Genomic DNA, 26,973 nt, shown 5'->3' with positions numbered 1-26,973 from the left:
TCAGCTTGCAGGGGTAAGGGCATGGCTGAGCCACTTGCGGGTCTTGAGCTTGCGGTAGGCGGCGGCCGTGCGCCGGGCTACTTCGTCCCAGTCGAGCAATGTTTCGGGCAATGTCTCGGGCAATGTCTCGGGCGGGGGATCGCCCGTGCTTTCCCCGTCCTGCGGGCCGGTTTGCGGCCGGTCTTCCGCGCCGAGACGCGCGGCGAGGGCGTTGACATCCCCGACCGGGAAGTAGCGGTCGGCGGGCAAGCCGAGGTCGAGGTTGGGCTGGATGTCGCTGAGCAGGACCGGGCAGCCGCAGGCCAGCGCCTCCAGCGCGGCGATGGGCAGGCCTTCATGGAAGGAGGGCAGCACGAAAAGCGCGGTATTGCGCAGCAGCACGCCCAGCCGGGGGCGCGGCACCATGCCCAGGAAGCGGATGCGCGGCTCCGCCATGGCGAGCAGGTCCTGCGCATAGCGATCGTCCTTGCGGCCCGCCCCGGCGATCACCAGGATGCGCCCATCCCTGCCAGAACCGTCCCTGCCGAGACCGTCTCCGCTGCGGCGGAAGGCCTCCACCAGGTAGTGGATGCCCTTTTCCGGCACCAGCCGCGCCACGCAGAGGACATAGTCCTGCGCGCGCAGGTCCAGTTCGGCCAGCACGTCCTCGTCGCTCTGGGGAGAGGGGGGCATCGTGCTGACGCCGTTGGGAATGAACTCCACGCGCTCGGCCCGCGCCGGGTAGCGCTCGCGCATGCGGGCCGCGAGCGAGGGCGAGACGCAGACCACGCGGTCGGCCGACTGCACGCCCAGCCACTCGCCCAGCTTGAGCATGAGCTTGGCGCCGCGGCCCCATTTCTCGCGGTCGTAGTCGGCGCCGTGGTGAGTCAGCAGCACGCGCAGGCCGAGCAGGCGGGCGAAAGGGGCCAGCAGCGCGGGGCCGACCGCGTGGATATGCACGGCGTCGGCGCCGTGAAGGCGCGCGTGGACGATGCCCACGAACGTCGAGACAAGCGCCTCGCTGATGCGGCCGGTGGGGGAATAGAGCGGCTTCAGCGCGACGTGGCGGAAACTGGTGATCGCCGGATCGACGTAGGGCGCGCGGCAGCAGACCTCGATCTCGATCTCGGGCTCCATGGCGGCGATGCGGGGCAGGAGTTCCTCGCAGTGGGTTTCCACCCCGCCCATGACGCCGGGGATGCCGCGCAGGCCGGTAACGCAGACTTTCATGGCCGCACCGCCTGTGCCTGCCTTGCGGCAGGCGCCGGGGCGGCCTCCATCAGCGCCGTCCGGAACCGCTCGACCGCGCTTTCCACCGAGAAGGCGGCGGCGCGGCGGGCGGCCGCGGCGGACAGTTCCGCATGGCGCGGCCCCATCATCTCGGCCATGCAGCGCGCCATGGCGGCATGATCGTCGGGCGCCACGAGAGCGCCGCCATGGCCCATGACCGAACGCGCGCCGTCCAGCTCGACCTCCAGGATTTCCGCCGGTCCCGAAGGGCAGTCGGTGGCGACGACCGGCAGGCCGACCGCCATCGCCTCCATCATGGCATTGGGAAAACCTTCGGCATAGGACGTGAGCAGGTAGCATCCCGCCCGCGCCAACACCGCGTAGGGATTGGCGAGGAAGCCTGGGAAATGCACGCGATCGGCCAGGCCCAGCCCAGCCGCCAGCCGGATCAGGTCTTCCCGCAAGGGACCTTCGCCCAGCACGATCAGGTTGCCGGATCCCGCCCCCGCCCCCGTCTCTGCCCCCATTTCCGCCAACGCGCGGATGGCCATGGCGGTGTTCTTGTTGTCCACCAGCCGGCCCATCGTCACGAAGTCCCGCGCGGTCACCGGGATGGCCGGTTCCTGCGCGGCCAGCGCGTGGATATGCGCGGTGTCCACCGGGTTGTAGATCACCGAGATGCGCTGCGGCTCCACGTCGAAGTCGCTCTCCAGCGTGCGGGCGACGCCTTCGGAGACGGCGATGATGCGCCGGGCGGTGGGGTAGGTATTGCGGATCAGGAGGCGGCTGAGGAAGGCGAGACGGCCGCTCCGGAGGTGGGCGGTGGTGTTCACCCGCTCGCTGATGATCGCCGCGCCGCCGGTGCGGCGCATGGCGACGATCGCGGCGACATTGGCGCGTGAGAGGAACGAGAGCGTCACGTCCGGCCGCAGCCGCCGCACCAGCTTGCGGGTCTGGGTGATGCTGCGCAGCAGCCCGCCGCGCGCGTCTAGGCGCTCCACCGCGACGCCGGCGGGCAGGCGGTAAGCCTCTTCCGCCTCGTTATCGAGCAGGGCGACGGTGATGGCGATTTCGTCCGGGCGGCGGCTGAGCTGGTCCACCAGGGTGGTGAACACGCGCTCTGCCCCGCCGCCGGCGAGCGAATTGATGACGAAGAGCGCGCGAAGCGGCGATTCAGAACGCATGCGACCTCTCGTGGCTTTGAGCAGGTGCAGCGTAGCCAGCGCATGGCGCGGGAGCGATTCAACAAAAGGGCCAGCGCGTGGCCCATCGGGGGTATGGCGCGGCACCCATATTGCCGGGCGCGGCCTGTTGAAAAGCCTGATCTTTCTCGTTTGCCGCCAGGAGCCGGGGCAAGTCTCTCCCGCCCCGCGGCGGGGATCGCTTCGCCGCGCGCGTCACGGTGAGGGGGGAGGGCAGGAGAGGGAGAGCGCAGGAGGGGGCGGCGATCCGTCCCGCCCCCTCCTGCGCGGGGCGGCTCAGGGGCGGTAGAGCGCCTCGGTGGGCAGGATCACGCCATTGGCCTTAGCATAATCGTCCCAGGCGGCCGTCAGTTCGCGCAGTTTGTCCGGGTTCGCGGCGGAGAGGTCGCGGGTTTCGCCGGGGTCGCGGGCGATGTCGAAGAGCCGCCACTGGCCGTCGCCGATGTCGGTCACTTTCCAGTCGCCCTTGCGCAAGGCGCGGCTGCCGAACAGTTCGGTGCCCAGCGGCTCGTCGGCGGCGTGGACCGCGGCGGCCTTGCCCTCCAGCCAGGGACGCGCGCTCTTGCCGGTGATCGGCAGGACGGTGCGGCCCTGGAACGTGGTGCCGGCGGCGGGCACGCCCGCATAGTCGAGCAGGGTCGGCGCGATGTCGGCCACGCTGACATAGGCACTGCCTACGCCCCGCGCGTGGGCCAGCCCCCTGGCATGGACGAAGGCCACGGTGCGGGTGCCGCCTTCCGAGGCATAGGCCTTGGTCAGCCACGAGGGCGCGGTGCCGGCCTGCGCCCATTCCGGGCCGTACGTGATGTAGGAGTTCGCCTTGCCGCGATTGGCGAAGCTGTTGTCCGCCTCGGCAACCCGGCTGCCGAGCATCCTGGCGCCGGTCGTGCGATAATCGAGGCCTTCTGCGCCGTTGTCGGCCAGGAACACGATCACGGTATTGTCGAGTTCGCCGCTGGCGCGCAGTTCCTCGATCACGCGGCCGACATTGCGGTCCATGCGCTCGACCATGGCGGCATAGATCTCCATGTCGCGTGCGGCTTCGCGCTTGTCGGCCGCCGACAGCGAATCCCAGCCGCCGCGCGGGGCGCGCACGCTGTGCGCGGCCGTACCCTTGGCCAGGATCCCGAGTTGCTCCTGCCGGGCGAGGCGGCGGCTGCGGATCTCGTCGAAGCCCAGGTCGTACTTGCCGCTCTGGCGCGCGACGTCTTCGGCGGGCGCCTGGAGCGGCCAGTGCGGCGCGGTGAAGGCGAGATAGGCGAAGAACGGCTTGTCGGGGCTCTCGCGGCGGCTCTGCTGCAATTCCGCGATGAGGTTCGTGGCATAGGCATCCGACGAGTAGAAATCCTTGTCGAGCGAGGCCAGGACCTTGCCGTCGCGGGTATAGGTCGCGCCCTTGCCGGGTTCGGCGGACTGGTCGCGGCCATAGTGGTTGGCGCCGCCCTGCAGCAGCGCGAAGCTGTGCTGGAAGCCGCGCGCATGGGGATCGAGGTCCGGGGTCAGGCCCAGGTGCCACTTGCCCGAAAGCAGCGTGCGATAGCCGCCCGCGGACAGGCGCTCGGCCAGGCTGGCGACATCGCGGCTGAGATAGCCTTCATAGCCGGGCTTGCCCTTCTGGTTGGGGGCGGTGAGTTCCGCCATGCTGCCCAGCCCGGCGCGGTGGTTGTCCGTGCCGGACAGCAGCATCGAGCGCGTGGGCGAGCACGTGGGCGCGGTGTGGAAGCCCGTCAGCCGCAGCCCGTCCAGCGCCAGCCGGTCGAGGTTGGGGGTGGCGATCTCGCTGCCGAACGCGCCGACATCGGAAAAGCCGAGGTCATCGGCGATGATGACCAGGAAATTCGGGCGGGCTTGCGCGGGAACCTGGCTCGCAGGACCGGCCGGCGCCGGAGCGGTTTGCGCCATCGCCGGGGTTACGGTGGTGGCGAGCAGGGCTGCGCCGAAAGCGGCGGCGAGGGCGAAACGCTTGGATTTCATCGATATGTCCTTGGAAAAATCCCGCGCCGCGGCGGAAGCGCGCGGCGCGGGCAGTCAACGGCCCGTACAGGGTGTGAGGGATCAGGCCGGTTCGTAAGTGGTGGCCTTTTCCTTCCGGGTCGTGCGGCTCTGGCGTCCGTCGATGGCGACCGGCACCGTGCCGGCGATCGTCGCGCGGCGCAGGGTGCGGCGCTGGAGGCCGAAGTCGGCCACGGCGCGGTGCTGGGTCGCCTGGTTGTCCCAGAAGGCCACGTCGCCCGGCTGCCAGCGCCAGCGCACGACGTTCTCGGGACGGGTGATGTGTTCCTGAAGGATCGAGAAGATCCGCGCCGAATCCGCCTGGTTCAGCCCGGCAATGCGCTTCACGAAATGGCCGAGCAGCAGGCTGCGCTGGCCCGAGACCGGATGGACGCGAACCAGCGGATGCTCGGTCTCGTAGACGGTCGAGGCGAAGATGTTCTTCTGGAACTGCGTGCGGTTCTGGGCGGCCTCGTCATCCTTCGGCGCATTGCCCAGCACGGCGGCATAGTCGTAATCGTTCGAGTGGACCGCCCAGAGCGTGTTCACCAGCTGGCGCAGGCTTTCCGGCAGGCCTTCGTAGGCAGTCTCGGTATTGGCCCAGACGGTGTCCCCGCCCGCTTCGGGAATGGTGATCGCGCGCAGGATGGAGCCGGCCGGATAGGCATCGGTGAAGGTCACGTCGGTATGCCAGCTGGAGGCGGCGTAGCCTTCCTTGCTGTCGAGTTCGAGCAGGTAGCGCGATCCTTCGGCCACCGGCACGGTCGGGTGAGCGACCGGCTCGCCGAACAGCGAGGCGAAAGCCTCGTGGCGCTGGTCGTCCAGTTCGTGCTGGCCGCGGAAGAAGATCACCTTGTGGCGGACGAGCGCGTCCTTGATGGCCTGCACGGTCGGGCCGTCGAGATCGCCGGAGAGCGTCACGCCCCGGATCTCGGCGCCGATGGTGCCGGTGATCGGCGCGACGTCGAGCGGGGAGGCGGGATCCTTGGCATTGGCGTAAGTGGCAATCGAAGTCATGGCAGTTACTCCTTCTTCGTGAAAACGGGGAACGGGCTTCGTGAAAACAGGGGTCGGGAACGTCATTCGGCAGGGACGGCGGCGGCGGCGTAGACGTCCTCGCGCGCCTGGATCTGGCGGCGGATTTCGGCGTGGCGGCCGGCGTCGAGCGGGAAGCCCGCCACCAGCGCGGCGGCCAGGGTGTGGGCCAGCGCCGGGCCGAGCGCGAAGACCAGCAGCAGGGCATCGAGCGCCTGGGGCGTGTTGGTGGCGGCCTTGGGGTCGAAGCCGAAGGCCGTGACCAGCGGCAGGGCGATCCCGAAAGCCAAGGCGCCGCCCAGCTTCATCGAGACGCTGAATACCGAATAGTAGAGCCCCACGCGGTCCTCGCCGGTCTCGGCGCGGTGGAGGTCGGCCACGTCTGCCACCATCGAGCGCAGCATGAGGTTGCCCGAGCCTTGCGAGAGGCCCTGCGCCACGGCGAGCGCCATCATCAGGCCGAAACGGTCGGGCGTGAGGAAGACGAGGCCGAAGTTGATGGCCGCCTGGGTCAGCTCCGCCAGCACGGCGGCGCGGCTCTTGCCGAGGCGCAGGCCGATGCGGCGCCAGATCGGCCCGGCCAGCACGCCGAAGGAGTACTGGAGCAGGAAGAACCCGGCGGCCCATTCCGGGCGCTGGAAATAGATGGTGACGATGAACAGCAGCAGCGCGGTACGCACGCCTTGTCCGGCCGTGACCGCGGCGTCCGCGGCCAGGACGCGCAGCAGCAGGGGATTGCCGAAGACCGCCTTCAGCGTCTTGCGCAGCACGAATGGTTCCGCGCCGGAAGGCGCGCTGTGGTCGGGCACGGCGGTCAGCGTGAGCAGCAGGCCGGGCACGGCGGTGACCAGCACCAGGGTGCCGAACAGGGTCAGGCGCAGCGGGCCGTCGTCCGGCCGGAACTGGTCGGCCAGGGCGGGCAGCAGCAGGGTCAGCACCAGCGCCGCGGAGGACAGCAGCGTGAACTGCGAGGCGATCCGTGTGCGCTGGTCGTAGTCGCCGCTGATCTCGCCGGACCAGGCCAGCAAGGTGGTCTGGGTGGCGGAGGCCCCGGTGTAATAGCAGAGCACGCCGATCCCCACCCAGGTGAGGCTGGCGCCCTCGGGCGGGAAGAACAGCATGGTGCTGCCCACGATGAACAGCAGCCCGCCGGCCGCGATCCACGGCCGCCTGCGCCCGAAACGGCTGACGGTACGGTCGCTCAGCGCGCCGATCACCGGGTCCAGCAGCGAGTTCACCACCTGGCCGATCAGGTAGACCAGCCCCAGCCCCGCCAGCGGAATGGCATAGTGGCGCGAGAGGATGGCCGGCACGAAGGCCATGACCGGCTGCGCGGCGGCGTAGATCGGCACGGACATGGCGGTGAAGCGCAGGAGGCGCCAGCCATCAAGTCGTTCCTGTCGTGGCGGCGATGAAGGAAATCTCTCGTGGATCATGGCTGGCGCCTCCTGGTTGGGAGCGGGATCAGAGCTTGGTGCGAAGGGTGGCGCCGAACGTGCGCGGCTCGCCCAGCTGGGCAGTGACCGCGCCGGTGTTGGCGGCGCTGAGGCTGACGTAGTAGTTCTTGTCGAACAGGTTCTTGGCCCAGATCGAGAAGTCCCAGAGGCCGTCGTCCGTCCTCAGTCCGATGCGGCCGTTGGCCAGGCCGAAGCCGGGGATCTGCGCCCAGGCCGAGTTCGAGGCCGAAGTGTTGAAATTGCTGCGGTAGGCGTAGTCGGCATGGGCATAGAGCCCCAGTTCCTTGCCGCCGAGATCGCCGAGCGCGGTGCTGAAGTCCGCGCCGATGGTCCAGGCGAACTTGGGCACGCCGGGCAGGCGCTCGCCGGAAAGGTCCTGGATCGCGCCCTGGTTCTGCCGTTCGAAGGCCTGCGGGGCGTTCTTGTAAGTGATGTAAGTGGCGTCGGTATAAGTCGCCGAGGCGTTGAAGCTGAGGTTGTCAGTGGCCGCCACGGCCAGTTCGCCTTCCAGGCCGCGCGAACGGACCTTGGGAATGTTCGAGATATATTGGCGGCCCACCACGGCGCCCACCGGCAGGTCGGTGATGGTGGTCTGGTAGTCGCTGATCTCGGTCCAGAACGCGGCGGCGTTGAAGGTGGCGCGGCGATCGAGGAACTGGGACTTGAAGCCCAGTTCGAAGGCGTCGACTTTCTCCGGCTTCACGTCGGGATCGACGCCGGCAGGCAGGACGGACAAGTTGAGCCCGCCCGACTTGTTGCCGCGCGAATAAGTCCCATAGACGTTGATGTCCGGCGCGACCTTCCAGCTCAGCGTGACCAGGCCGGAAAGGCTGTTGTTGGTGAAGCTGGTGGCATAGCTGGTCACCGGGTTGAACTGGGTGCGGATGGCGTTGATCGCCGCCTGCTGCGCGGCGGTGAAGCCGGAGATGTCGGCACCGTCGACCCAGTACTGGGCGTAGGCGCCTTCCTTCTTCTCATGCGTGAAGCGCAGGCCGGTGGTGAGCGTCAGGGCATCGTTGATGTGCCAGTCGGTCTGGCCGAACACGGCGATGGTCTTGGTTTCCGGGGTGGAGGTGGAATTGGATTCGAACCCGTCCAGCGCCGCATTGGCGATCGTCTGGTTCGCCGCCGGCAGGTTCCACAGGGCCGCGGCCGGGCCATAGCGCGAGGCGCCGTAGCCGCGCACGATCTGCCAGAAGTAATAGGCGCCGATCACATAGTCGAAGCTGCCGCCGCCCTTGGAGGCCAGGCGGATTTCCTGGCTGAACTGGCGCTGGCGGTTGGCCTGCTGGGCCTTGGTGACGATCGGCAGCGAAGTGCTGTCCCCGTCGTTGGCGGGGTTCCAGTCCCACCAGCGATAGGCGGTGATCGCGGTCAGCGCGGCATTGCCGAGGTTCCAGTTGACCTCGCCCGAAACGCCGTAGCCGGCCATGTTGGACTGATAGTGGCTGTCCGCCTCGCCCACGCGGTCGAAGGCGTCGAAGCTGGGCAGGGTATAGCCGGGGAACCGCGCGGCGCGCTGTGCCCAGTTGTTGGCGATGGTGGTGCCGTCCGTGTACGTGGTGTGCAGGCCGGCGAAGACGTTGAGGACGTGGTTCTGCTTCTGCTTGGCATAGTCGCCGATGATGCGGACTTCGAAGTCCGGGTCGGGCGTGAACAGCAGTTGCCCGCGGATGGACTTGTTCAGGTAGTCCTGCGCGCGGCGGTTGGTGGTCTTGTTCCAGAGGAACCCGTCGTTCTCGCTGATCGCACCCGAAAGGCGCACCGCCAGCAGGTCCTTGAAGATCCCTGCAGAGCCAGAGGCGCGGAACTGGTAGAAGCCGTAATTGCCGATGCTCGCTTCGGCCGTGAGTTCGGGATCGAACGTCGGTTTCCGGGAAGTGACGTTGATCACGCCCGATGTCGTGTTCTTGCCGAACAGCGTGCCCTGGGGGCCGCGCAGCACTTCGATGCCCTGAAGGTCGACAAGGTCGAACTGCGCCAGGCCGACGCGGCCGTAGTAGACGTTGTCGATGTAGAAGCCGACGCCGTTCTCCAGCCCGTCGTTGGTGAGCGAGATGTTGGAGCCGAGGCCGCGAATGTTGATGTTGGTGTTGCGCGCGTTGTAGGTGATGACCTGAAGGCTGGGCACCTGCTGCGAAATGGAGCCGAGCGTATAGTCTCCGCGCTTTTCCAGGGTGGCGGCGCTGATGACGCTGATGGCGACCGGCACGTCCTGCACGTTCTCGTCGCGGCGGCGCGATGCGGTGACGACGATGGCCTCGCCGCTGTTCGCCTCTGCTGCGGTATCGAGAGCGGCGGCTTCAGGCGCGGCGCTGGCGGGCGCCGTCTCCGCTGCTCCGGATTCGTTGGCGAAAGCCGGTGCGGCCAGCAGCGAAACCGTGAGCGCAAGCGGACTGGTGGCGGTGACGAAACTGCGAAACATTCAACTGGATCCCTGTTGTCATGAGTGCGCGCCGATCTGTCGTCGGGCGTGAATTTCTGCGGATTTGAAGCGGTTGGGTTCTGGGCAGGCGGCCATGCCCGGGTCGGCCCGTGTTCAGGGCGCCAGAGGACGGCCGGAGCCTGCGTTGAGGCCCGGAAAAACCGGATCGGGGACGCACGATCCCTCCACGCGGAACCGCATGGTTCCGGCGCCAAGCGCGTGGGTCTGCTGTGAAGGACGCGGGTTTCCGGGGGCCGCCGTGGTCGGCTGGTCCTGTGAATTCCCGCTGGTCAGCCCGTGATGCGCGTCAGGCGCGCGGGGTCATGGCCGTTGCGCGTCAGCCGCGCGGAGTCATGGTCTGCATCGTATCACCTCATCGTTGGCGTGAGGGGAACACGACGCCTGGCGCTGTCGCCTGAGCATCGCGCGCTTTAGCGGTTGGTAACGCGGAGCAAGCTGCTTCCCATCAAATGCCGCGGACCAAGAAACCCTGGATATGCACGTTCGGCCTGGTCATCCGATGCCGTGCGGTGTGCTTGTCTAGTTATTTGGTTGAGAAAGGAGGGTCAAGCGCAAGGTTTTCTATTGCGGCCAATGGCAGGGATTTCGGGGCGAGGCGTTTCCGAGGCTCTATCCCCGCGGATTCAACGGTTTGCAGCGGCTTTGTGCTCCTTCCACGCGCGCACCCTTACCCCGCAAGGAGAGGGCTGGCTCCGAAAGAGCCGCGATTGTAACGGAGGACCATGACGTCTTTTTCCCATTCCCTCGGCGCTGCGCCTGCGAGTCCCGGCCTTTCCCGAGCCTTCCCGCTGGAAGGGCGCACGGCCCTCGTGACCGGCGCCGGCGGCGGTTTCGGGCGTGAGATCGCGCTTGGCCTGTCGCGGGCGGGCGCGCGCGTCGTGCTGCACGGCCGGGGCATCGCGACGCTCGAAAGCCTGCGGCAGGAGATCGCCGATGCCGGCGGCGCGGCGGCAACCGCAGCTTTCGACCTGGCGGATGGCGATGCCGCCCGCGCTGCGCTGGAAGGGTTGGGGAGGATCGACATTCTCGTCAACAATGCCGGTCGCCGCGACCGCAGGCCGATGGAGGCGCTTGACCGCGAGGCCGTGCGGATGATGCTGGAGGTCAACCTCGTCGCGCCTTTCGACCTGGCCCGCCTGCTGGCGCCGGGCATGGGCGCGGGCGGGCGGATCATCAACATCACCTCGATCGCCGGACAGATCGCCCGCTCCGGCGACGCCGCCTATACCATGGCCAAGGGCGGGCTGGACGCCATGACCCGCGCGCTGGCGGCGGAACTCGGTCCGCGCGGCATCACCGTCAATGCCGTGGCGCCCGGTTATTTCGCCACGGAGGCCAATGCGGCCATGGTCGCCGACCCCGAAGTGGCCGCGCACCTTGCCCGCCGCACCTCGCTCGGCCGCTGGGGGCGGCCCGAGGAAGTGGTGGGGCCGGTTGTCTTCCTGGCCTCGGATGCCGCCAGTTACGTCACGGGGCAGGTGATCGGCGTGGACGGCGGCTATCTGGCGCATTTCTGAGCGGCATTTGATGCGGGCTGACACCCGCTGCGAAACTTGCGGTTCGTGCGACTGCCTGAAACGATTGCCGGGCGGGAGGCTGCGACCGGATCCGACGCCGACGCAGCCTGGCCATTAAAGCAAAACCCTTGGTTTATCGCGGGCTTCCGCCTTCTCTACCGCGCGCGAAGCCGTCATGACGGTCCGTTTCCGCATTGAGGAAAGTGCAAGGGTTCGCGCAGATTGCCCGGCGATCCGCCACGGAAAAATGCCGGAATTGCGTGCGAGTTGCGCGGAACGCAACAGCAGGTTTCATTTCCTCATTTGCCGAAATCCCGATTCTCATCCAGATAGGACGGGCCTTTCAGGCATCCTCTCCCAAAAACTTTCCAAGGGCTGGTCTTCGGACCGGCCTTTTTTTTGTCCGTTTTCCGCGCGCCGTGATTCGCGAAAACAGCCGGGCGGCAACCGCCGGGCGCGGCCGGGCGTTGTGGATTTTTCGGCCTGTCGCACGCCGCGCGATCGGCTATATCGCTCGGCGCAGAGTTGAGGGCGATTATGAAAAGCAGTTGCGAAAGAGGTGTTTGCACGATGATCCGGCACTACCTGCCTTATGGACCGGCGCTGATGCTCGCCGTGATCGCGCCGCTGAACATGGCCTGGGCGCAGGCGACCGCCCCGACCCCCACGGAACAGGTCACGCCGGACCGCTTCCCCATGCAATCGCCGGTCGGAGCGCCTACGGCGCCCTCCAGCTCTCCGGCACCGGAGCGCGTGCCCACGCCGATGGCCTGTTCGTCGGACCCGGTGGACCTGCCGCCCGAAATGGCCAGCTGGAACAAGCGCAAGCCGCTGCTGGCCGCGCGCGACACCCGCTCGCTCTCCGGCGCGAAGCTGGAACTGGGCAAGGCGGTGGAAGGCGGCCTGCGTCCCACCAGCGAGATGCGCTATGCCCAGCGTCCCGAAAAGCCGGGCGGTTCGGTCAGCTTCGGCGGGCTCTATACGTTCGGCGTCAAGGATCCCGGCAGCTACCGCGTAGCGCTGGGGTCGGCCGCCTGGATCGACGTGGTGAAGGCCGGGGCGAAAGTGGGCGACGGTACTGTCATGACCTCGACCGCGCACGGCCATGGTCCGGACTGCTCGGGGATCCGCAAGATGGTGGACTTCACGCTCCAGCCCGGCACTTACCTGATCCAGGTTTCCGGCAATGCCGCCTCGCGCCTGCCGCTGCTGGTGACACGCCTGCCCTAAGCCGCGCCGTCACCCTTGGGCGGCAGCGGCAGGCTGCGCAAGGCGCGTTCCAGCGCGGCATATTCCTCGGACCCGTCCAACGCGGCCATGCGCGACTGCAGGCCGCGAAACTGCGCGAGAACCGTGCGCCCGGTCTCCGTGATCCGCGCCCCGCGCTCGTGGCTGCCGCCCGCCACCGCCTCGACCAGCGGTTCGCTCCAGCACCGGTTCATCGCATCGACGAGCAGCCAGGCGCGGCGATAGCTCATGCCCATGGCCCGCGCAGCGGCCGAGATCGAGCCTTCCCGCTCGATCGACTCCAGCAGATCGGCCTTGCCCGGCCCCATGGCAATCTCTTCCCCGCAATAGAGGCGGGCCTGCAGCTTGAGTCGGGGCTTGGTGGTCATGCTCTGTCGGCGCTGGGGGTTGGAGGCCGCAGGCTAGCGCAAGCATGCCCCCGCCGCGAGCGCGAATGCGCCCCGGCCATTTCGCAGGTGCGAAACAATCGGCGTTTCAACGGCCCTCCGGCGCTCCCGTTCCTTGCGCCGAAGGCCATGGAAAAGTGCGAATATTCCGGGCTTTCGACAAGCCTCGACAGCGCCTTCGCAAGTGCATAAACGGCGCGCGAATCATCCGGAGACAACCCCTTTCGCCATGAACGCCATCCGCCACGGACGCATCGAGGATATCTACGCAATCGCGGTGGGCAGCCTGCTCATCGGGCTGGGGCTGACGATCCTTCATTCGGCGGGGCTGGTGACGGGCGGCATGGCGGGGCTGGCCCTGCTGGTCGGGCATTTCGCGCCGCTCCCGCCGGGCCTGCTCTTCGCGGCGCTCAACGTGCCTTTCCTGTTCCTGGCGCTGCGGGCCATGGGTTCGCTGTTCACCTTGCGCACGATTGCCGCGAGCGGCGGCATCGCGCTGGCCTCGGTGCTGTCCGAACATGCCCTGACGATCGAGGTGAAGGACCCCTTCGCCGCCGCGGTGGGCGCGGGCACGCTGCTGGGCATGGGGACGCTGGCCGTGGTGCGCCACGGGGCGGGCGTGGGCGGCGTGGGAATCGTCACCGTCTGGCTGCAGCAGCGGCGCGGGTGGAACATCGGGCGCAGCCAGATCCTCATCGACTTCGCGATCCTGGCGGCGTCCTCGGCCTTCCTGCCGCTCGACAAGCTGATGTGGTCCGCCACGAGCGCCATCGGCATGGGCGTGGTGACCGCGCTCTGGCTGCGGCCGGGACGTTATGCAGGCTTCTCGCCCTTGCGCGCGGCCCGGCTTCGCGGGCAGGCCGACGCGGCCCTTCGCGAAGCGGCATAGCGCCGGGCGCCCGACGCGCCCGGCGCTATTCCAGACCAACCAGGCGATAGCCCACGCCGGGTTCGTTGCGGAGCATCGTCGGCCGCGCGGGGTCGTCCTCCAGCTTGCGGCGCACGCCGCGCGCGGCGACGCGCAAGTATTCGACATCGCTTTCGTGCCCCGGCCCCCAGACAGCGCGCAGCAACTGGGCATGGGTGATGACGCGCCCCGGATGGCAGGCCAGCTCCGAGAGGAAACCGTATTCCTTGGGCGTCAGGTGGACTTCCTCCCCGCCCTTGCGGACCGTGCGGGCAAGCAGGTCGATCTCCACGTCGCCCCGGCGCACCGGGCCGTCCTGTGTCGGCGCGGGCAGGCGGTGGCGCAGGGCGGTGCGGATGCGCGCGAGCACTTCATCGCTGTCGAACGGCTTGGAAACGTAATCGTCCGCGCCGAGATCCAGCGCGGCGACCTTCTGGTCCGTGGCATCGCGCGCGGAAATGACGATGATCGCGGCCTGCAGCTTGATCGCGGGGATCAGTTCCAGCCCGTCGCGGTCCGGCAGGCCCAGGTCCAGCAGCACGACTTCCGGCTTGTCTATGGCCATGGCGTTCAGCGCCTCGCGCGCGTTGGCGGCCTCGACCACGGCATAGCCTGCGCGGGCCAGGCCGGCGCGCAGGAGGCGGCGGATCGCGGGTTCGTCATCGACGACGAGGATGGTCACGTTCGGTTTCATAGGGGGGGCTTCATAGCGGCCACTCCTTGAGGTGGTCCGCATCGAAGCGGATGGTGAAGCAGGCGCCGGGCGTGCCGTCGGTCCGGTTGGCGGCCGAGACCTGCAGCCCCATGGCAAGCGCGAAGCCGCGCACGATAGCAAGGCCAAGGCCGGTGCCGCCCTTGCGGTCGGACCCCTCGATCCGGGTGAAGGTCTCGAAGATCCGTTCTTCCGCGCCCGCCGGGATGCCGGGGCCGTGGTCGGAGACGGTCAGCTCCAGCCCGCCGCCCCGGCGCTGCGCGGCCACGGTGATCGGGCCTTGCGGGTCGCCGTATTTGGCCGCGTTCTCGATCAGGTTGGTGAGGCACTGGTGGAACAGGTTGGGATCGACCAGCACCATAGGCGCATCGGCGGAGACCGCGGTTTCCACTGGATGACGGCCGAGCAGCGCGCGCATGGCGTGGAGCGCCTCCGCGACCGCTTCCTCAAGGTCCACCGGCTCGACTTTGCCCTGGAGCGCGCCGGATTCGATCCGGGCCATGTCCAGAAGGTTGGCGACGAAGCGGTGCAGGCGCTCCGCCTCTCCGCGCGCGGCGGCCATCTGCCGTTCCTGTTCGGCATCGGTGCTGCGCAAGGCGGCCAGCGTGCCGATGATCGTGGTGAGCGGCGTGCGCAAGTCGTGGCTGACCGAGGACAGCAGGGCATGGCGCAGTCGGTCGCGCTCACGCGCCTGCGAAAGCTCGGCCATGCGGGCTTCCAGTTCGATGCGCTCCAGCGCCAGCGCTGCCTGGTCGAGCAGGCTGAGCAGCAGCGGCAGCCGGTCCGAGCGAACCGGCTCGCGCGCGTCGCTGCGTGAGAGGCCGAACACGCCCAGGGCCGCCCCGCCCGCCGCCACCGGGTGAAACAGCCATTCCGAGGCAGTGAGCGTGTCGGAACCGCGCCCGGCCGGGGCATCGTGCTCGAAGGCCCAGTTCGCGGCCGCCAGGTCCAGCGTTTCGAGCTGCGGCTGCGCGGCTTGCGATTCGGGCGACCAGCTCCAGCGGCGGGTGAGCGCGCGGGCCTGCCCTTCCTCGCCGGGCATGAGCAGCACGGCATTGCCGTCGAGCAGGCGGCCGATCTCGGCGCAGAGCACGCGGCCCAGTTCGTCCACCGTGCGGATTCCCGTCAGCAATCGCGCGAAACCGGCGAGCGCGCCGTTCTGCGCGGCGCTCGCCTGGGCCTGGAGGGCATGGGCGCGAACCCGCGCGGCAAGCTGGCTGCTGACCACCGCCACGCCGAGCAGGACCAGCACGGTCAGGATATTGCGCGGGTCGTCGATGGTCAGGGTATGGGTGGGCGGGATGAAGAAGAAATTGTAGGCGATCGAACAGACCAGCCCGGTGGCGATGCCGGTGCGCAGGCCATAGCGGGTGGCCGCGACCATGACCGGCAGCAGGTAGAGCAGGCCGAGGTCGGAGATATTTCCGGTGCGCAGGATTTCCGTGCCCAGCAAGGTCACCAGGGCAGTGAGGCCGAAAGCCACGAGATAGCCGGTCCGGCTGCCCCATCGTGCGGCGAGGTCCGCTTTCCTTGCGGCGGCCTGCCGGCTGTGGGCCGTCCGCGGCGGCGCTGCCAGCGGCAGGACGTGCACCGCCAGCCCCGGCGCGCGGCGCACGAGGCGGTCGACGATGGAACCGTGGCGCAGCTCGAACCAGCGCGAGCGGCGGGACTTGCCGATGACGACCTGGGTGGCATGGGCATCGGCGGCGAAGCGCTCCAGCCCGTCCAGCACGGATTCGGCGGGAAGGCTTGCCACCTGGGCGCCGAGCTGGGCGGCCAGATGAAGCGCTTCGGCCAAGGCTGCGTTCTCGGCATCGCTGTAGCGGGCGCTGCGCGGGGTCTCGATGTGGACGGCGCTCCACGGCGCGTCCAGCGCCTCGGCCATGCGGCGCGCGGCGCGGATCAGATCGAGAGCGCCGGGCTGCTCGCTGACGGCCACGAGCAGCCGATCGCCGGGCGGCGCGGTCGGGGGAATGGCCGAGGGATCTGTCACGGCCGCGCTTGTGCGCCGAGAGCGCCCGCCCTGTCGAGAGGGGCCGTCATCGCCCGGCGGCAAAGTCCCCTCGCGCCGAGAACGGGCCGGGCAGCGCAACCTCGCGCAGCAGCCCGGCCCCGGCGATGCCCAGAACCAGCCCGCCGAGCAGGAGCGCCACCATGGCCGCGCAGAAAAGCAGGTCCAGCGGCGTGGCGGGGTGAGGCCGAGGGGTAAGCGCAAGGCGGCGCTCCGCCAGCGCCAGCCGCCAGAATCCGGCCAGCAGGGCCAGAGCGGCAAGGCGGGCCGCGATCGCGGCGGGCCAGCAGCGCTCGCCTCTGCGCAGGCGGCGCAGAAGCGGGCGAACCGGCATGAAACGGCGCAGGGCGGGCATGAAATGGCTCCGACGGGACGATGTGGGAGCAAGATGGCCCTGCAAGGCGTTAAGCTTCCACGGGGAATTGCGCCCCGCACATAAAGAATCCATAAAGGTCGTGGCGCCTTGGTGCGCGTGAGACTAGGCGCCCGTTGCATGAGCGAGTCTTCCGGGCATCACGCCCCCAATGAGAGCCTCACGGCACTGTCGATCGGCGCCATCGGCGTCGTCTTCGGCGATATCGGCACGTCGCCGCTCTATGCCCTCAAGGAAAGCTTCATCGGCCATCACCCGCTGGTGGTGGACCGCCTGCACATGTTCGGCGTGATCTCGCTGATGTTCTGGACGATGATGCTGATCGTCACGGTCAAGTACGTGCTGATCATCCTGCGGGCCGACAACAATGGCGAGGGCGGCAGCCTGGCGCTGCTGGCGCTGATCGGGCGCACCCTGGGCAAGAACCGCTGGACGCCGGTGATCGCCATGCTGGGCGTGATGGCCACGGCGCTGTTCTACGGCGATGCCATCATCACCCCCGCCATGTCCGTGCTTTCGGCGGTGGAGGGGCTGACGGTGGTGAACCCGCGCTTCGCCGAATTCGTGCTGCCGATCGCCGTGGTGATCCTGATCGGGCTGTTCTCGGTCCAGTCCCACGGCACGGCGGCCATGGGCAAGCTGTTCGGGCCGATCATGATCGTCTACTTCCTGGTGCTGGCCGGGCTGGGCATCCATTCCATCCTCCAGGCCCCCGAAGTGCTGTCCGCGCTGAGCCCGCATCACGCGCTCGAATTCTTCCTGGTCAACCCGAAGCTCGCCTTCCTGGCGCTGGGCTCGGTGGTGCTGGCCGTGACCGGGGCCGAGGCGCTCTATGCCGACATGGGCCATTTCGGCCGCAAGGCGATCTCGATCTCGTGGCTCTACGTGGCCTTTCCGTGCCTCTTGCTCAATTACCTGGGGCAGGCCTCGCTGGTGCTGCGCAATCCCGAGGCGATCCGCAATCCGTTCTTCTTCATGGCGCCGGACTGGGCGCGCCTGCCGCTGGTGGCGCTGGCCACGATGGCCACGATCATCGCCAGCCAGGCCGTGATCTCGGGCGCGTTCTCGGTCTCGCACCAGGCCGTGCAGCTCGGCTTCCTGCCGCGCCTGAAGATCATGCACACGAGCGCCAAGGCGGCGGGGCAGATCTACGTGCCGCTGGTGAACTGGGGCCTGCTGGGCATGGTGATCCTGCTGGTGTTCGGCTTCCGCAGCTCGGGCAATCTGGCGGCAGCCTATGGCATCGCGGTGACCGGAACGATGCTCATTTCCGCCTGCCTGCTGGGCGTCCTGACCTTTACCGTGTGGAAATGGCACCCGCTGCTGGCCGGAGCCGTGACTCTGGGCTTCCTGTTCATCGACGGGCTCTACTTCGCCTCGACCGCGACGAAGATTCCCGACGGCGGCTGGTTCCCGCTGCTGGTGGCGGCCGTGGTGTTCACTCTGCTCACCACCTGGGCCACCGGGCGGCGGCTGGTGCGCGAGCGCATGCACGAGGATTCGATCCCCATCGAGGCCTTCCTGAAATCCGTGGGAGAACGCGTGCGGCGCGTGGCGGGAACCTCGGTGTTCCTGGCCTCCACCGTCGAGGGCGTGCCGCCGGGGCTGCTCCACAACCTGAAGCACAACCACATCCTGCATGACCGCGTGGTGATCCTGACCGTCGCCAACCGGGGCGTGCCCCATGTCGCGCCGGAAGACCGCTGCGAAGTGGAGGACATGGGCGCCGGTTTCTACCGCATGGTCCTGCGCTACGGCTTCATGGACGAGGCCGACATTCCCGCCGCCCTCGCCGCCGAGAACCGGGCGGGAGGGCCGTTCAAACCGATGGAGACCAGCTACTTCCTCTCGCGCCAGACGCTGATCCCGTCGAGCCGCCCCGGCATGGCGATCTGGCGGGAGAAATTCTTCGCCTCGATGGTGCGCAACGCCCAGAGCGCGATGGAATTCTTCAAGCTGCCCACCAACCGCGTGATCGAACTGGGCAGCCAGCTGGAGATCTGACGCGGCGCGTCCGTCCCTCCCTTGAAGGCAGCGGCGCGCCGATCCGGTGAGTCCACAAGACCCGAGAGGCACCCCGCGTCCACCGGATCGCCGGGGCGCGATGGATTCGTGCTCGACGGCGACCGCCGACTCAGCTATGCGAATGCCTCGCATTAGCCCGAATGACGAGGCGGCTTCGAGGGGGGCAGCGCCAGACTATGTACGCAACCTTAGATCACGCGGATCCGCTTGCCCCGGAGCCGGGCCGTTCTCCGGACCTCGCACCCCGGGCGCAGACCCGCCTTGCCGGTCCGCTGCCGCGCGACGCGGTGGGCATGGCCACCGGCTGGTCGCATCCGGCACAGGCCGCCGCACAGGGCGCGCGCTACGGCGAGGACCAGCGACCGAACCTGGTCGCCATGCTCGGCGCCACGGCGATCGTCGGCGGGATGATCGCGGCCATGCTGGCGCTCAATGTCGTCCATGGCCACCAGAAGGCGCGCCCGCGGCTGGTCGTCGCTCAGCTGGAGCAGCCCCGCCCGCCGGCTCCGCCGCCGCCCAGACCCTCGCCGCAGCCGGTGAAGCATGTGGTGCAGACCGCCTCGCCCGTGGTCGCGCCCCCGCCGCCGCTGGTGCTGAGCGCCGCCCCGGCCACGATCACCACTTCGCCTGCGCCGCCGGTCCTGCCGGTGGCCGTACCGGGACCGCCCGCCCCGCCGGCTGCCGCCGTCGCCGTTTCGGCGCCGCCGCGCGTCGAGAATGCCGGCGATCTCTCGTCCAAGATGATCGCCGCCGATCCGCCGCGCTATCCGGTCGATTCGCGCCGCAATCGCGAGCAGGGCACAGTGGTCCTGCTGGTGGTCCTGGGCATGGACGGCAGAGTTGCCGACATCTCGGTATCGCGCAGCAGCGGCTTCGATCGGCTCGACCGGGCCGCGCTATCGGCGGTGCGCCACTGGAAATGGTCGCCCACCCGCCGCGACGGCGCGGCAGTCATGGTGCGCGGCCTGGTGGAAATACCCTTCGTCCTGCATAGCTGACGTCCCGTTGGCCAGTAGCCGGTGGCCGGCGTTTCGCGCCTAACCGGCCGAGGCGCGGTCCCGTGAGGGGGCCAGCTGCGCCGCCACCGCTTCGGCTTCCATGGCAATGCCCCGCGTCAGGGCGGCAGGCATTTCCACGCGGAAACCGCGGGCGAGCAGGCCTTCCGCGGCCCACTTCACGCAGAAATCCGCAGCCACGCCCACCACGGTGACATCGGCCACACCCTCTGCAGCCAGGTCGGCGAAAAAGCCGTCGCGGTCGATCGCCTCGCCCCGGTTTCCTGCCGCCTCGGTTCCCTCGCCATTCAGGCGAATCAAGCGAAGACCCGGCTCGGCCCACATGTCGAACACGCCTTTTTCAAGGGAATAGACCGGGATCGACGGCGCGATGGCGCCTGCATCCAGAACGCTGTCCCATCCCGGCGTGCCGCGCAGGCAGTGGATCGGGAACTGCGCGCTCTCGGGCGAGGCAGCGTAGATTTCGGGAATGTGCGTGTCGAAGGTCAGGAGCACGCCCGCCGTGGTCGCGGGATCGAGCGCCGCCAGCCATTCCTGCATCGGCGCCACGATCGCTTCGGCGCCGGGAACCGGCAAGGCGCCCGAGGCGCGCACGAAGTCTCCCTGCATGTCCACTACCACGACGAAGCGCCGCGTGCCGGAAACCGGAAGCGGCATTGCCGAAAGCGCGATCGTGCCAAGGTTTGTCATCGCGTGAGAACGTCCTAAGAATGGTTTATGGTCTACACGGATATTGCAACCCGCACTTACAATCACAACTGGCGGCTCGATCCGATCGTGCGCAGCCTGCTCGATACGGACTTCTACAAGCTGTTGATGCTGCAGATGGTCCGGCATCTCTATCCCGATGTCCAGGCGACGTTCGAGCTGATCAACCGCTCCAAAACGGTGCGCCTGGCCGAAGTGATCGACGAAGCCGAGTTGCGCGCACAGCTCGATCATGCCCGCGGCCTGCGGTTCGGCAAGAAGGAGCTGATCTGGCTGGCGGGCAACAGCTTCTACGGCAAGGCGCAGATGTTCAGCCCGGATTTCATCGCCTGGCTCGCCGATTTCCGCCTTCCCGAATACGACCTGCGCCGCGTGGACGGCCAGTACGAGCTGCGCTTCGAAGGTCCGTGGACGCATACGATGATGTGGGAGATCCCCGCGCTCGCCATCGTCAACGAACTGCGCTCGCGCGCGGCGCTGAAGGACCGCGGCCGTTTCGCGCTCGATGTGCTCTACGCCCGCGCCAAGGCCAAGCTGTGGGAGAAAGTGGAGCGCCTGGCCCAGCTTCCCGACCTCGTGCTCTCGGATTTCGGGACGCGGCGGCGGCACGGGTTCCTGTGGCAGCGCTGGTGCGTGGAGGCCCTGAAGGAAGGGCTCGGCAGCCGCTTCATCGGCTCGTCCAACGTGCTTCTGGCGATGGACGCGGACCTTGAAGCGATCGGCACCAATGCTCACGAATTGCCGATGGTGCTGGCCGCGCTGGCCGATGGCGACGAGGAACTGCGGCAGGCGCCCTACCGGGTGCTCAAGGACTGGAGCGACCATTACGGCGGGAACTTGCGCGTGGTGCTTCCCGACGCCTTCGGCACTGCCGCCTTCCTCGAACGCGCGCCGGACTGGGTGGCGGACTGGACCGGCTTCCGCCCGGACAGCGCCCCGCCGATCGAGGGCGGCGAACAGATCATTCGCTGGTGGCAGGAAAAGGGCCGCGATCCCAGGACCAAGCTGCTGATCTTCTCGGACGGGATGGATATCGACAGCATCGAGGCGACTTATCGCCATTTCCACGGCCGCGTGCGCATGAGCTTCGGCTGGGGCACCAATCTCACCAATGACTTCCGCGGCTGCGCGCCGTTCGAAACGGACGATCTCGATCCGATCTCGCTGGTCTGCAAGGTCGTGTCGGCCAATGGGCGCCCGGCGGTGAAGCTCTCGGACAATCCCGCCAAGGCCACTGGCGATCCGGCCGAGATCGCGCGCTATCTAGGCGTATTCGGGGCCGCGGGCCGGGTGGCGAGCGCGGTATCGGTCTAGACCGGCGGAGGACCCCCGGCGCGTCAGCCGCCCGGATTGCGGGCGGTGACGATCCAGGCCGCGCCGTCGATCATGACCGACGTTTCGCCGGGCCTGCGGGCGAAGGCCTTGCGCACTTCGATGGCGGCGCGGGCGCGCAGGTCCTGCGGCTGATCGGCCAGCGCGCGCGAAAGCGGGCCGACCTCGAAAGCCATGGCCACGGCATCGTTCAGCGCGGCCTCGCGGTCTTCGCCTTGGCCGAAGGGGATGTCGTGATCGAAGGGGAGCACGGAAATCCGCGAGAACCCGGCCTCGGCCAGGATGTGTTCCACGCGGGTCGCATCGCCGAAGGAGAACGGGCCGGGGGCTTCGGGTTGGGGCGGGGGCGGCGGCGGGATCATGCCCTTGATCGCGCCCATCGGCAGGCGCACCCAGTCGTTCTCCGCCGCGCCGCGCCAGCAGACGAAGGCCAGGCGCCCGCCCGGCCGCAGCGCGCCGCGCAGATGGGCGAAGGCGGCGGCGGGATCATCGAAGAACATCACCCCGAAGCGCGAGAACAGCAGGTCGAACCCGGCATCGGGCAGCGGCGTGCGCGCGGCGTCGGCCAGATCGAACGCCACCGGCGCTCCGGGGGGAGCGACCTCCCGCGCCCGCTCCACCAGCGCAGCGGAGATATCGACGCCGCGGACATGGCCCGATGCACCGACTTTTTCGGCAAGGGCGAAACTGGTCGCACCCGCGCCGCAGCCGATGTCGAGGACGTGCTCTCCCGCCCGCGGGGCGGCAGCGGCGAGGGCCTCCTCTCCGAACACGGCCAGCATGGCGTCGAGCCGGATCTGGTTGGACACCCAGCGCTCGCCGCTGGTGCCGTTCCATTCGGACACCTGGTAGACCGTGCTGCCGGGCGCCAGCGCGGCAATTCCTTCGGCTTCTGACATGACAGTCCTCTATTTGCGAATCATTCGCAAATACTCTAGAGGCAGTGGCTGAAGAAGCAATGGTTTGTAGCCGGGGCGGCCGTCAGCCTCCCGGCGCAGGAGGAGAAACGCGGGATGGATGGGCCTTTCATCGAAACGCTGGCCGATCTGGAGGCCGTGATCGGCAAGACGCCGCCGCAGATGTATCTCAAGGACATCGACCATCTCGATCCCGGCGCGCTCGGCTGGATCGCGCAGTCCCCTTTGATGTTCGCCACGTTCGGCGGGGATCGGGGCCCGGCGGTCACGCTGGCGGGCGGGCACGCCGGCTTCGCTTCGGGCGCCGGGCAGGACTTGCGCCTGCCGCTGGCATCGATCGACGATCCCGACCTTGCCCGGCCCGGTCAACCGTTCGGGTCGCTGTTCCTGCTGCCCGGCATCGGCGAGACCCTGCGCGTCAATGGGCGGGTCCGGGCGGTGGCGGACGGTCATGTCCATGTTGCCGTGGCGGAATGCTACGGCCACTGCGCCAAGGCCATGATCCGCTCCGAACTCTGGTCCGCGCAGCCGGTGGCGGCACCGGAGGCGCTTTCCGACTTCGTCTCGGCGAGCCGTTTCCTGGCGCTGGCGACCGTCAGCCGGACGGGGCTGGCCGACCTCAGCCCCAAGGGCGATCCGGCCGGTGCCATGGCGCGGCTCGATGACGGGGAGGCGGCGGCCGTGTGGTTCGCGGATCGGCCGGGCAACCGCCGGGTCGACAGCTTCCGCAACATCGTGGAGCAGCCCGCGCTGGCGATGGCGCTGCTGGTGCCGGGCTCGACGCGCCTTGCCGTCGTGCGGGGCCGGGCGGTGCTGTCCACGGCCGAGGCGCAGCGCGGGCGCTTCGCGGTGAAAGGCAAAGTCCCGGCCCTGGCGATCCGCGTCGCGGCCGAATCCGTCAGCCTGCACGCCAGCGCCGCGCTGGAACGCGCCGACCTCTGGCCCTTGCGCCAATGCAGCGACATCGATCCGGCGCGGCTTTTCGTCAATCACATCAAGCGCAACCGGACCGAGGGCATGGCCGCCCGGCTGACCCGTGCCAGCCTCTCGGTGCCGGGCGCCGCGGACCTGATGAAGAAGGGGCTGGCCAAGGACTACAAGGACAACCTCTACTAGCGCTCAGGCCCGGCTCAGTTGCCGAAGCGGTAGGGATCGAAGCAGGCGGAATCGGGATCTTCCCCGCCCCCGCCCCCGCCCCCGCCCCTACCTTCTCCCCCTGCAAGCGCGCGGTCGAGCAGTTCGGCGGCCAGGGCCGCAAAAGCGATGCCGTTGCCGCCGAACCCGGCGGAGAGCCACACCCGCTCCATCAGTGCCGAGCGGCCGATGGCGGGCAGTCCATCGGGCGAGGCACCGAACGTGGCGGTCCAGGCCCGGTCCACGGCGATGGGCGCGGAATGGCCGAGCATGGCCTCCAGTTTGGCGGCGATCGTGCCGGATTTCGCCGCCAGCAGGGCATCGCGCGAGAGGGCATCCGCCAGTTCCACGTCCTCTCCCCCGGCGATCACGCGCCCGTCCTTGCAGGTGCGGACGTAAAGATAGGGGTCTGACGCTTCCCAGATCATCGCGTTTTCCTTCCACAGCGGCGCCGTGCCGGGCGAGGTGGCGATGGCGAATGTCGAGAGCAGGGAGAAGGCGGGCGGCAGGAACAGCCGCGCGCGCTCGTAGCCGGTGGCCAGGATGACATCGCCTGCGATGAGGCTGCGCCCATCCGCCAGCTCCAGCTCCACCCCCGCCGGGATGGGGTGCAGGCCGGCGACATCGGCGGGGTAGACCGTCACCGCGCCGTGCTTGCCGGCCTCGCGCAGCAGGTCGTGGCAGGTCGCGACCGGATCGATGGCGTAGGACCCTTCCGAAACGATCCCGGCGCGCGGGGCGATGCCGAAGCGCTCGGCGACAGCCTGGGCATCGAGATAGCGCGAGGGCAGGCCGTGGCGGCGGTGGGCCTCGGCCTCGGCGCGCAGCCCGTCCTCGTCCAGCAGGTCACCGGAGAGGTAGAGCGTGGGGCAGGGGGTGCGGGCATCGGGCCCGAGCCGGTCCAGCCGTTCTCCGAAGCGCTGCACGGCCGCGAAGACGCGCCGCCAGCGCCGGGCGGCTTCCTGTTCGCCGAGGTCTTCGGCCAGCCGGATCAGCGGCACGTCCATGGCCCACATGATCTGCGCGGTGGAGGCGGCGGTGCTGCCGCAGCCGGGCGGCCTGCGGTCCAGCAGCGCCACCGAGCGGCCCGTGGCGGCCAGCCGGTCCGCCAGGATCGCGCCCATGATCCCCGATCCCAGGATGGCGACGTCCACCGGACCGGCCGGGAGCGGCGCGGCCGCGGGCAAGGTCCAGTCCGCGTCGCGCCAGGGCACGGTGCCGCTGCGCAAGTTCCGGGTTTCGGTCAGGGTGATCGATCCGTTCGCCATGGTAACTCCGTGAATGCCGCAGGGAGCAACGCACGAAGGGGCGGCAGGTTGATGGCTCCCCGATCCGGGGGCAAGCTGCGGGTTTCCGGTTCGCCTACCTGACCGGAAAAACGCTCTAGCCCAGCGCGGAAGAGGCGGCGCTGGTGTCGCGGCGGCCGGTGGCCATGACGATGCGGTTGCGGCCATCGTCCTTCGCGCGCAGCAGCGCGGCGTCGGCCGTGCCGATCAGGGCATGGGCGGGGCCGTGGGCGGGATAGCTGCCGATGCCGATGGAGATCGTGACAGGGCCGAGCGGCGTGCCGTCATGCACCAGGGTCATGCCGGAAATGCGCTCCTGGATCAGGTGAGCGCGTTCCAGCGCACGTTCCTCGTCGCAGCCGGGGATCAGCAGCAGGAATTCCTCGCCGCCATAGCGGAAGGCGATGCCGTCTTCGCGCACCGCATTGTCCAGCGCGCCCGCCACGGAGCGGATCGTCAGGTCTCCGGCATCGTGGCCGTAGCGATCGTTGAGCTGCTTGAAATGGTCGATGTCGACCATGAGGCAGCTCAGCGGCGTGCGCGCGGCATCGGCCTGGGCCACGCTGCGGCGCAGGGTATCCGCCAGTTCGTGGCGGTTGCGCAGGCCGGTCAGCGCATCGAACAGGGCCTTTTCGTGCAGCGCGTCGCGCAGCTTGAGATTGGCCAGCGCCAGCCCGATCGTCTCGGACATCAGCTCGATATAGACCTTGATGTTCTCGCTGGGGCCTTGCGCGCCGGCCGTGTTTTCCAGCACCAGCAGCCCGATGGTTTCGCCCTGYGCGGTGAGCGGCACGCAGACGGTGGCGTCGGCGCTTTCCGGCGGGACATGCTTGCAGGGCACGTCCACCAGGTTGCCGCCGGGCATGTGCGACTGGCCGCGCCGCAGCGCCCAGCAATCGTCCGGGGTGAAGGCCGCGTTGCTGCCGTGGGGAGATTGCCACTCCGAAGCACAGGCCATCATCCCCAATCGCGCATCCAGCGTATAGAGGCGCCCGGCCAGGTCCGGGGCGATCCGGGGGGCGAACAGGCGCACGACTTCGAACAGGTCGGCCACGGATTCGCAGCCCTGCAGGCGCTGGGTCATGCGGGCGAGCAGGTCGCGGACGTGCCAGTCGGCATCGCGCTCGCGTTCCAGCCTTTGCCGTTCGATGCCGTTCTCCCGGAAGATGCGGACGGCGTGGGCCATGTCGCCGATCTCGTCGATCTGCGAGAGCTGGGGCGGCTCCACCGCATAGTCCTGGTCCGCCAAACGGTTCACCACGTCGCTCAGCTTGACCACGGGCTTGAGGATGCGCCGCTTGAGCACGAAGCCCAGCACGAAGAGGAACAGCACGGCGGTGATCGCCACCATCACTTCCGAAACCGTGCGCAACCGCTGGGAGGCGCGGCTGGCGTCTTCTATCGCGCGGTCGGAGCGCTGGTCGAGCATGTAGCGGAAGCGGCCGAGCAGGAAATGCGCGCGTTCCAGTTCGCGTTCGTATTCGGCACCGAAGATGATCTTGTGGGCGGTGATCTCGTCTCCCGACTTGATCGCGGCGATGGCGGCCTTCTGCTCGTCCTGGAGGGTCGCGGCCCAGCGCAGGCCTTCTTCCAGCGAGCGCAGTTCCTCTTCCCTGGCGCCGTTGTCCTTCAGCTTCGCGATGCGTTGCTCCACCGGGCCGATCGCGGCGAGCGTGCGGTTATAGGCGATCTCGTGGCTGGGATCGCCCGAGACGGCCGCCAGTCGGGCCTGGTCGGTAAGCTGCGCCTCGTCTTCCTCCACTTCGAAGGCGAGCTGGTCGAACAGATTGCGCTGCTGCACCGCATCGCGCTCCACCCGATCGGCGTTAGAGGCCATGACCATGGTGATGCCGGCCGCGATGGTCAGGCAGACCGTGGCCCCGTAGGCCCAGTTGGTAATCGTCGCTATGCGCATGCCGTAATCCTGCCCCCCTGACGCCAGCGTGATCCTGGCGACAGGCCTGTCGCTCCTCATGCGCCTGACGCAGCAAGTTTTCCAGCGGGGAAACCACCGCTTTGGGAATGATTCGCCCCCGGTGCCGAGAGGGAACGGAGGGTGC

General features: G+C 68.7%; 22 protein-coding genes. 8 read left to right on the top strand and 14 right to left on the bottom strand.

The window, feature by feature from the left end; all coding sequences use genetic code 11:
• The 6 genes from AB4Z00_RS06820 to AB4Z00_RS06795 all read right to left on the bottom strand — a co-directional run bounded on the left by AB4Z00_RS06820 (position 1) and on the right by AB4Z00_RS06795 (position 9,320).
• A complete protein-coding gene (locus AB4Z00_RS06820) occupies positions 1 to 1,209 on the bottom strand; it encodes a glycosyltransferase family 4 protein (RefSeq protein ID WP_442045418.1) in 1,209 nt (402 codons plus the stop codon).
• The gene (locus tag AB4Z00_RS06815) at positions 1,206 to 2,393 is read right to left on the bottom strand and encodes a glycosyltransferase (protein WP_442045417.1); all 1,188 of its coding nucleotides are present in this window, start codon (positions 2,391 to 2,393) and stop codon (positions 1,206 to 1,208) included. Before AB4Z00_RS06815 ends, AB4Z00_RS06820 begins: the two co-directional genes overlap by 4 nt.
• Before the next feature lie 294 nt (positions 2,394 to 2,687).
• Positions 2,688 to 4,385 carry an arylsulfatase gene (locus AB4Z00_RS06810; RefSeq protein ID WP_442045416.1) on the bottom strand — a complete coding sequence of 566 codons (1,698 nt, stop codon included), beginning with the start codon at positions 4,383 to 4,385 and terminating at the stop codon, positions 2,688 to 2,690.
• A gap of 81 nt (positions 4,386 to 4,466) precedes the next feature.
• Positions 4,467 to 5,420: a TauD/TfdA dioxygenase family protein gene (locus AB4Z00_RS06805; protein WP_132267732.1), complete on the bottom strand. Its 954-nt coding sequence runs from the start codon at positions 5,418 to 5,420 to the stop codon at positions 4,467 to 4,469.
• Positions 5,421 to 5,482: 62 nt separating this feature from the next.
• Positions 5,483 to 6,874 carry an MFS transporter gene (locus AB4Z00_RS06800; RefSeq protein WP_134093328.1) on the bottom strand — a complete coding sequence of 464 codons (1,392 nt, stop codon included), beginning with the start codon at positions 6,872 to 6,874 and terminating at the stop codon, positions 5,483 to 5,485.
• A gap of 28 nt (positions 6,875 to 6,902) precedes the next feature.
• On the bottom strand, positions 6,903 to 9,320 hold the full coding sequence (locus tag AB4Z00_RS06795) for a TonB-dependent receptor (protein ID WP_442045415.1): 2,418 nt from the start codon (positions 9,318 to 9,320) through the stop codon (positions 6,903 to 6,905).
• Positions 9,321 to 10,063: 743 nt separating this feature from the next.
• Here AB4Z00_RS06795 and AB4Z00_RS06790 point away from each other — a divergent pair.
• The 3 genes from AB4Z00_RS06790 to AB4Z00_RS06780 all read left to right on the top strand — a co-directional run bounded on the left by AB4Z00_RS06790 (position 10,064) and on the right by AB4Z00_RS06780 (position 12,088).
• On the top strand, positions 10,064 to 10,858 hold the full coding sequence (locus AB4Z00_RS06790; protein WP_442045414.1) for an SDR family oxidoreductase: 795 nt from the start codon (positions 10,064 to 10,066) through the stop codon (positions 10,856 to 10,858).
• 175 nt (positions 10,859 to 11,033) lie between these two features.
• Positions 11,034 to 11,387, top strand: coding sequence for a hypothetical protein (locus AB4Z00_RS06785; RefSeq protein WP_442045413.1), 354 nt, complete (start codon positions 11,034 to 11,036; stop codon positions 11,385 to 11,387).
• A gap of 41 nt (positions 11,388 to 11,428) precedes the next feature.
• Positions 11,429 to 12,088, top strand: a complete 660-nt coding sequence (locus tag AB4Z00_RS06780) for a homogentisate 1,2-dioxygenase (protein WP_243840885.1) — start codon at positions 11,429 to 11,431, stop codon at positions 12,086 to 12,088.
• Here AB4Z00_RS06780 and AB4Z00_RS06775 read toward each other — a convergent pair.
• Positions 12,085 to 12,474, bottom strand: coding sequence for a winged helix-turn-helix domain-containing protein (locus AB4Z00_RS06775; RefSeq protein WP_442045412.1), 390 nt, complete (start codon positions 12,472 to 12,474; stop codon positions 12,085 to 12,087). The two genes, AB4Z00_RS06780 and AB4Z00_RS06775, sit on opposite strands and share 4 nt — an antisense overlap.
• A gap of 247 nt (positions 12,475 to 12,721) precedes the next feature.
• On the opposite strand from AB4Z00_RS06775, the gene AB4Z00_RS06770 reads away from it, so the two are divergent.
• Positions 12,722 to 13,381 (top strand): YitT family protein, encoded by a 660-nt coding sequence (locus tag AB4Z00_RS06770; RefSeq protein ID WP_314467437.1) that lies wholly within the window; start codon positions 12,722 to 12,724, stop codon positions 13,379 to 13,381.
• A 25-nt stretch (positions 13,382 to 13,406) separates the two neighbouring features.
• Here the strand turns inward: AB4Z00_RS06770 and AB4Z00_RS06765 are convergent, their stop codons facing one another.
• The 3 genes from AB4Z00_RS06765 to AB4Z00_RS06755 are packed head-to-tail and all read right to left on the bottom strand — an operon-like array spanning position 13,407 to position 16,477.
• Positions 13,407 to 14,093 carry a response regulator gene (locus AB4Z00_RS06765; RefSeq protein ID WP_134093332.1) on the bottom strand — a complete coding sequence of 229 codons (687 nt, stop codon included), beginning with the start codon at positions 14,091 to 14,093 and terminating at the stop codon, positions 13,407 to 13,409.
• Positions 14,094 to 14,103: 10 nt separating this feature from the next.
• Positions 14,104 to 16,104 (bottom strand): DUF4118 domain-containing protein, encoded by a 2,001-nt coding sequence (locus AB4Z00_RS06760; RefSeq protein WP_442045411.1) that lies wholly within the window; start codon positions 16,102 to 16,104, stop codon positions 14,104 to 14,106.
• A 46-nt stretch (positions 16,105 to 16,150) separates the two neighbouring features.
• A complete protein-coding gene (locus tag AB4Z00_RS06755) occupies positions 16,151 to 16,477 on the bottom strand; it encodes a hypothetical protein (RefSeq protein WP_442045410.1) in 327 nt (108 codons plus the stop codon).
• 138 nt (positions 16,478 to 16,615) lie between these two features.
• On the opposite strand from AB4Z00_RS06755, the gene AB4Z00_RS06750 reads away from it, so the two are divergent.
• Together AB4Z00_RS06750 and AB4Z00_RS06745 are read left to right on the top strand one after the other, a co-directional pair.
• Entirely contained in the window at positions 16,616 to 18,499 is a 1,884-nt protein-coding gene (locus tag AB4Z00_RS06750) for a potassium transporter Kup (protein WP_442045409.1), read from the top strand.
• A 197-nt stretch (positions 18,500 to 18,696) separates the two neighbouring features.
• A complete protein-coding gene (locus AB4Z00_RS06745; protein WP_442045408.1) occupies positions 18,697 to 19,518 on the top strand; it encodes an energy transducer TonB in 822 nt (273 codons plus the stop codon).
• A 39-nt stretch (positions 19,519 to 19,557) separates the two neighbouring features.
• Here AB4Z00_RS06745 and AB4Z00_RS06740 read toward each other — a convergent pair whose 3' ends face one another.
• Positions 19,558 to 20,226, bottom strand: a complete 669-nt coding sequence (locus AB4Z00_RS06740; protein WP_442045407.1) for a cysteine hydrolase family protein — start codon at positions 20,224 to 20,226, stop codon at positions 19,558 to 19,560.
• A gap of 27 nt (positions 20,227 to 20,253) precedes the next feature.
• On the opposite strand from AB4Z00_RS06740, the gene pncB reads away from it, so the two are divergent.
• Entirely contained in the window at positions 20,254 to 21,558 is a 1,305-nt protein-coding gene (gene pncB / locus AB4Z00_RS06735; RefSeq protein ID WP_132267715.1) for a nicotinate phosphoribosyltransferase, read from the top strand.
• A 23-nt stretch (positions 21,559 to 21,581) separates the two neighbouring features.
• Here pncB and AB4Z00_RS06730 read toward each other — a convergent pair whose 3' ends face one another.
• The gene (locus AB4Z00_RS06730) at positions 21,582 to 22,475 is read right to left on the bottom strand and encodes a class I SAM-dependent methyltransferase (RefSeq protein WP_442045406.1); all 894 of its coding nucleotides are present in this window, start codon (positions 22,473 to 22,475) and stop codon (positions 21,582 to 21,584) included.
• Between the two features lie 114 nt (positions 22,476 to 22,589).
• Here AB4Z00_RS06730 and AB4Z00_RS06725 point away from each other — a divergent pair, with 114 nt between their 5' ends.
• The gene (locus tag AB4Z00_RS06725) at positions 22,590 to 23,609 is read left to right on the top strand and encodes a pyridoxamine 5'-phosphate oxidase family protein (RefSeq protein WP_442045405.1); all 1,020 of its coding nucleotides are present in this window, start codon (positions 22,590 to 22,592) and stop codon (positions 23,607 to 23,609) included.
• A 14-nt stretch (positions 23,610 to 23,623) separates the two neighbouring features.
• On the opposite strand, the gene AB4Z00_RS06720 is transcribed toward AB4Z00_RS06725, so the two are convergent.
• The gene (locus AB4Z00_RS06720; RefSeq protein ID WP_442045404.1) at positions 23,624 to 24,895 is read right to left on the bottom strand and encodes an NAD(P)/FAD-dependent oxidoreductase; all 1,272 of its coding nucleotides are present in this window, start codon (positions 24,893 to 24,895) and stop codon (positions 23,624 to 23,626) included.
• Positions 24,896 to 25,010: 115 nt separating this feature from the next.
• Complete coding sequence (locus tag AB4Z00_RS06715) at positions 25,011 to 26,828, bottom strand: diguanylate cyclase (protein WP_442045403.1); 1,818 nt, start codon at positions 26,826 to 26,828, stop codon at positions 25,011 to 25,013.
• Positions 26,829 to 26,973 lie beyond the last annotated feature (145 nt).

The organism is Novosphingobium sp. YAF33, from assembly GCF_052113265.1.
GTDB lineage: Bacteria > Pseudomonadota > Alphaproteobacteria > Sphingomonadales > Sphingomonadaceae > Novosphingobium.
Note: the sequence above shows the minus strand (reverse complement) of the source record. Positions and strands in the feature narration are given on the sequence as shown.

Bases quoted from the DNA above. Each gene is read 5' to 3' on its own strand.
- AB4Z00_RS06820 (WP_442045418.1), bottom strand. From the start codon at position 1,209: ATGAAAGTCTGCGTTACCGGCCTGCGCGGCATCCCCGGCGTCATGGGC.
- AB4Z00_RS06815 (WP_442045417.1), bottom strand. From the start codon at position 2,393: ATGCGTTCTGAATCGCCGCTTCGCGCGCTCTTCGTCATCAATTCGCTC.
- AB4Z00_RS06810 (WP_442045416.1), bottom strand. From the start codon at position 4,385: ATGAAATCCAAGCGTTTCGCCCTCGCCGCCGCTTTCGGCGCAGCCCTG.
- AB4Z00_RS06805 (WP_132267732.1), bottom strand. From the start codon at position 5,420: ATGACTTCGATTGCCACTTACGCCAATGCCAAGGATCCCGCCTCCCCG.
- AB4Z00_RS06800 (WP_134093328.1), bottom strand. From the start codon at position 6,874: ATGATCCACGAGAGATTTCCTTCATCGCCGCCACGACAGGAACGACTT.
- AB4Z00_RS06795 (WP_442045415.1), bottom strand. From the start codon at position 9,320: ATGTTTCGCAGTTTCGTCACCGCCACCAGTCCGCTTGCGCTCACGGTT.
- AB4Z00_RS06790 (WP_442045414.1), top strand. From the start codon at position 10,064: ATGACGTCTTTTTCCCATTCCCTCGGCGCTGCGCCTGCGAGTCCCGGC.
- AB4Z00_RS06785 (WP_442045413.1), top strand. From the start codon at position 11,034: ATGACGGTCCGTTTCCGCATTGAGGAAAGTGCAAGGGTTCGCGCAGAT.
- AB4Z00_RS06780 (WP_243840885.1), top strand. From the start codon at position 11,429: ATGATCCGGCACTACCTGCCTTATGGACCGGCGCTGATGCTCGCCGTG.
- AB4Z00_RS06775 (WP_442045412.1), bottom strand. From the start codon at position 12,474: ATGACCACCAAGCCCCGACTCAAGCTGCAGGCCCGCCTCTATTGCGGG.
- AB4Z00_RS06770 (WP_314467437.1), top strand. From the start codon at position 12,722: ATGAACGCCATCCGCCACGGACGCATCGAGGATATCTACGCAATCGCG.
- AB4Z00_RS06765 (WP_134093332.1), bottom strand. From the start codon at position 14,093: ATGAAACCGAACGTGACCATCCTCGTCGTCGATGACGAACCCGCGATC.
- AB4Z00_RS06755 (WP_442045410.1), bottom strand. From the start codon at position 16,477: ATGCCCGCCCTGCGCCGTTTCATGCCGGTTCGCCCGCTTCTGCGCCGC.
- AB4Z00_RS06750 (WP_442045409.1), top strand. From the start codon at position 16,616: ATGAGCGAGTCTTCCGGGCATCACGCCCCCAATGAGAGCCTCACGGCA.
- AB4Z00_RS06745 (WP_442045408.1), top strand. From the start codon at position 18,697: ATGTACGCAACCTTAGATCACGCGGATCCGCTTGCCCCGGAGCCGGGC.
- AB4Z00_RS06740 (WP_442045407.1), bottom strand. From the start codon at position 20,226: ATGACAAACCTTGGCACGATCGCGCTTTCGGCAATGCCGCTTCCGGTT.
- pncB (WP_132267715.1), top strand. From the start codon at position 20,254: ATGGTCTACACGGATATTGCAACCCGCACTTACAATCACAACTGGCGG.
- AB4Z00_RS06730 (WP_442045406.1), bottom strand. From the start codon at position 22,475: ATGTCAGAAGCCGAAGGAATTGCCGCGCTGGCGCCCGGCAGCACGGTC.
- AB4Z00_RS06725 (WP_442045405.1), top strand. From the start codon at position 22,590: ATGGATGGGCCTTTCATCGAAACGCTGGCCGATCTGGAGGCCGTGATC.
- AB4Z00_RS06720 (WP_442045404.1), bottom strand. From the start codon at position 24,895: ATGGCGAACGGATCGATCACCCTGACCGAAACCCGGAACTTGCGCAGC.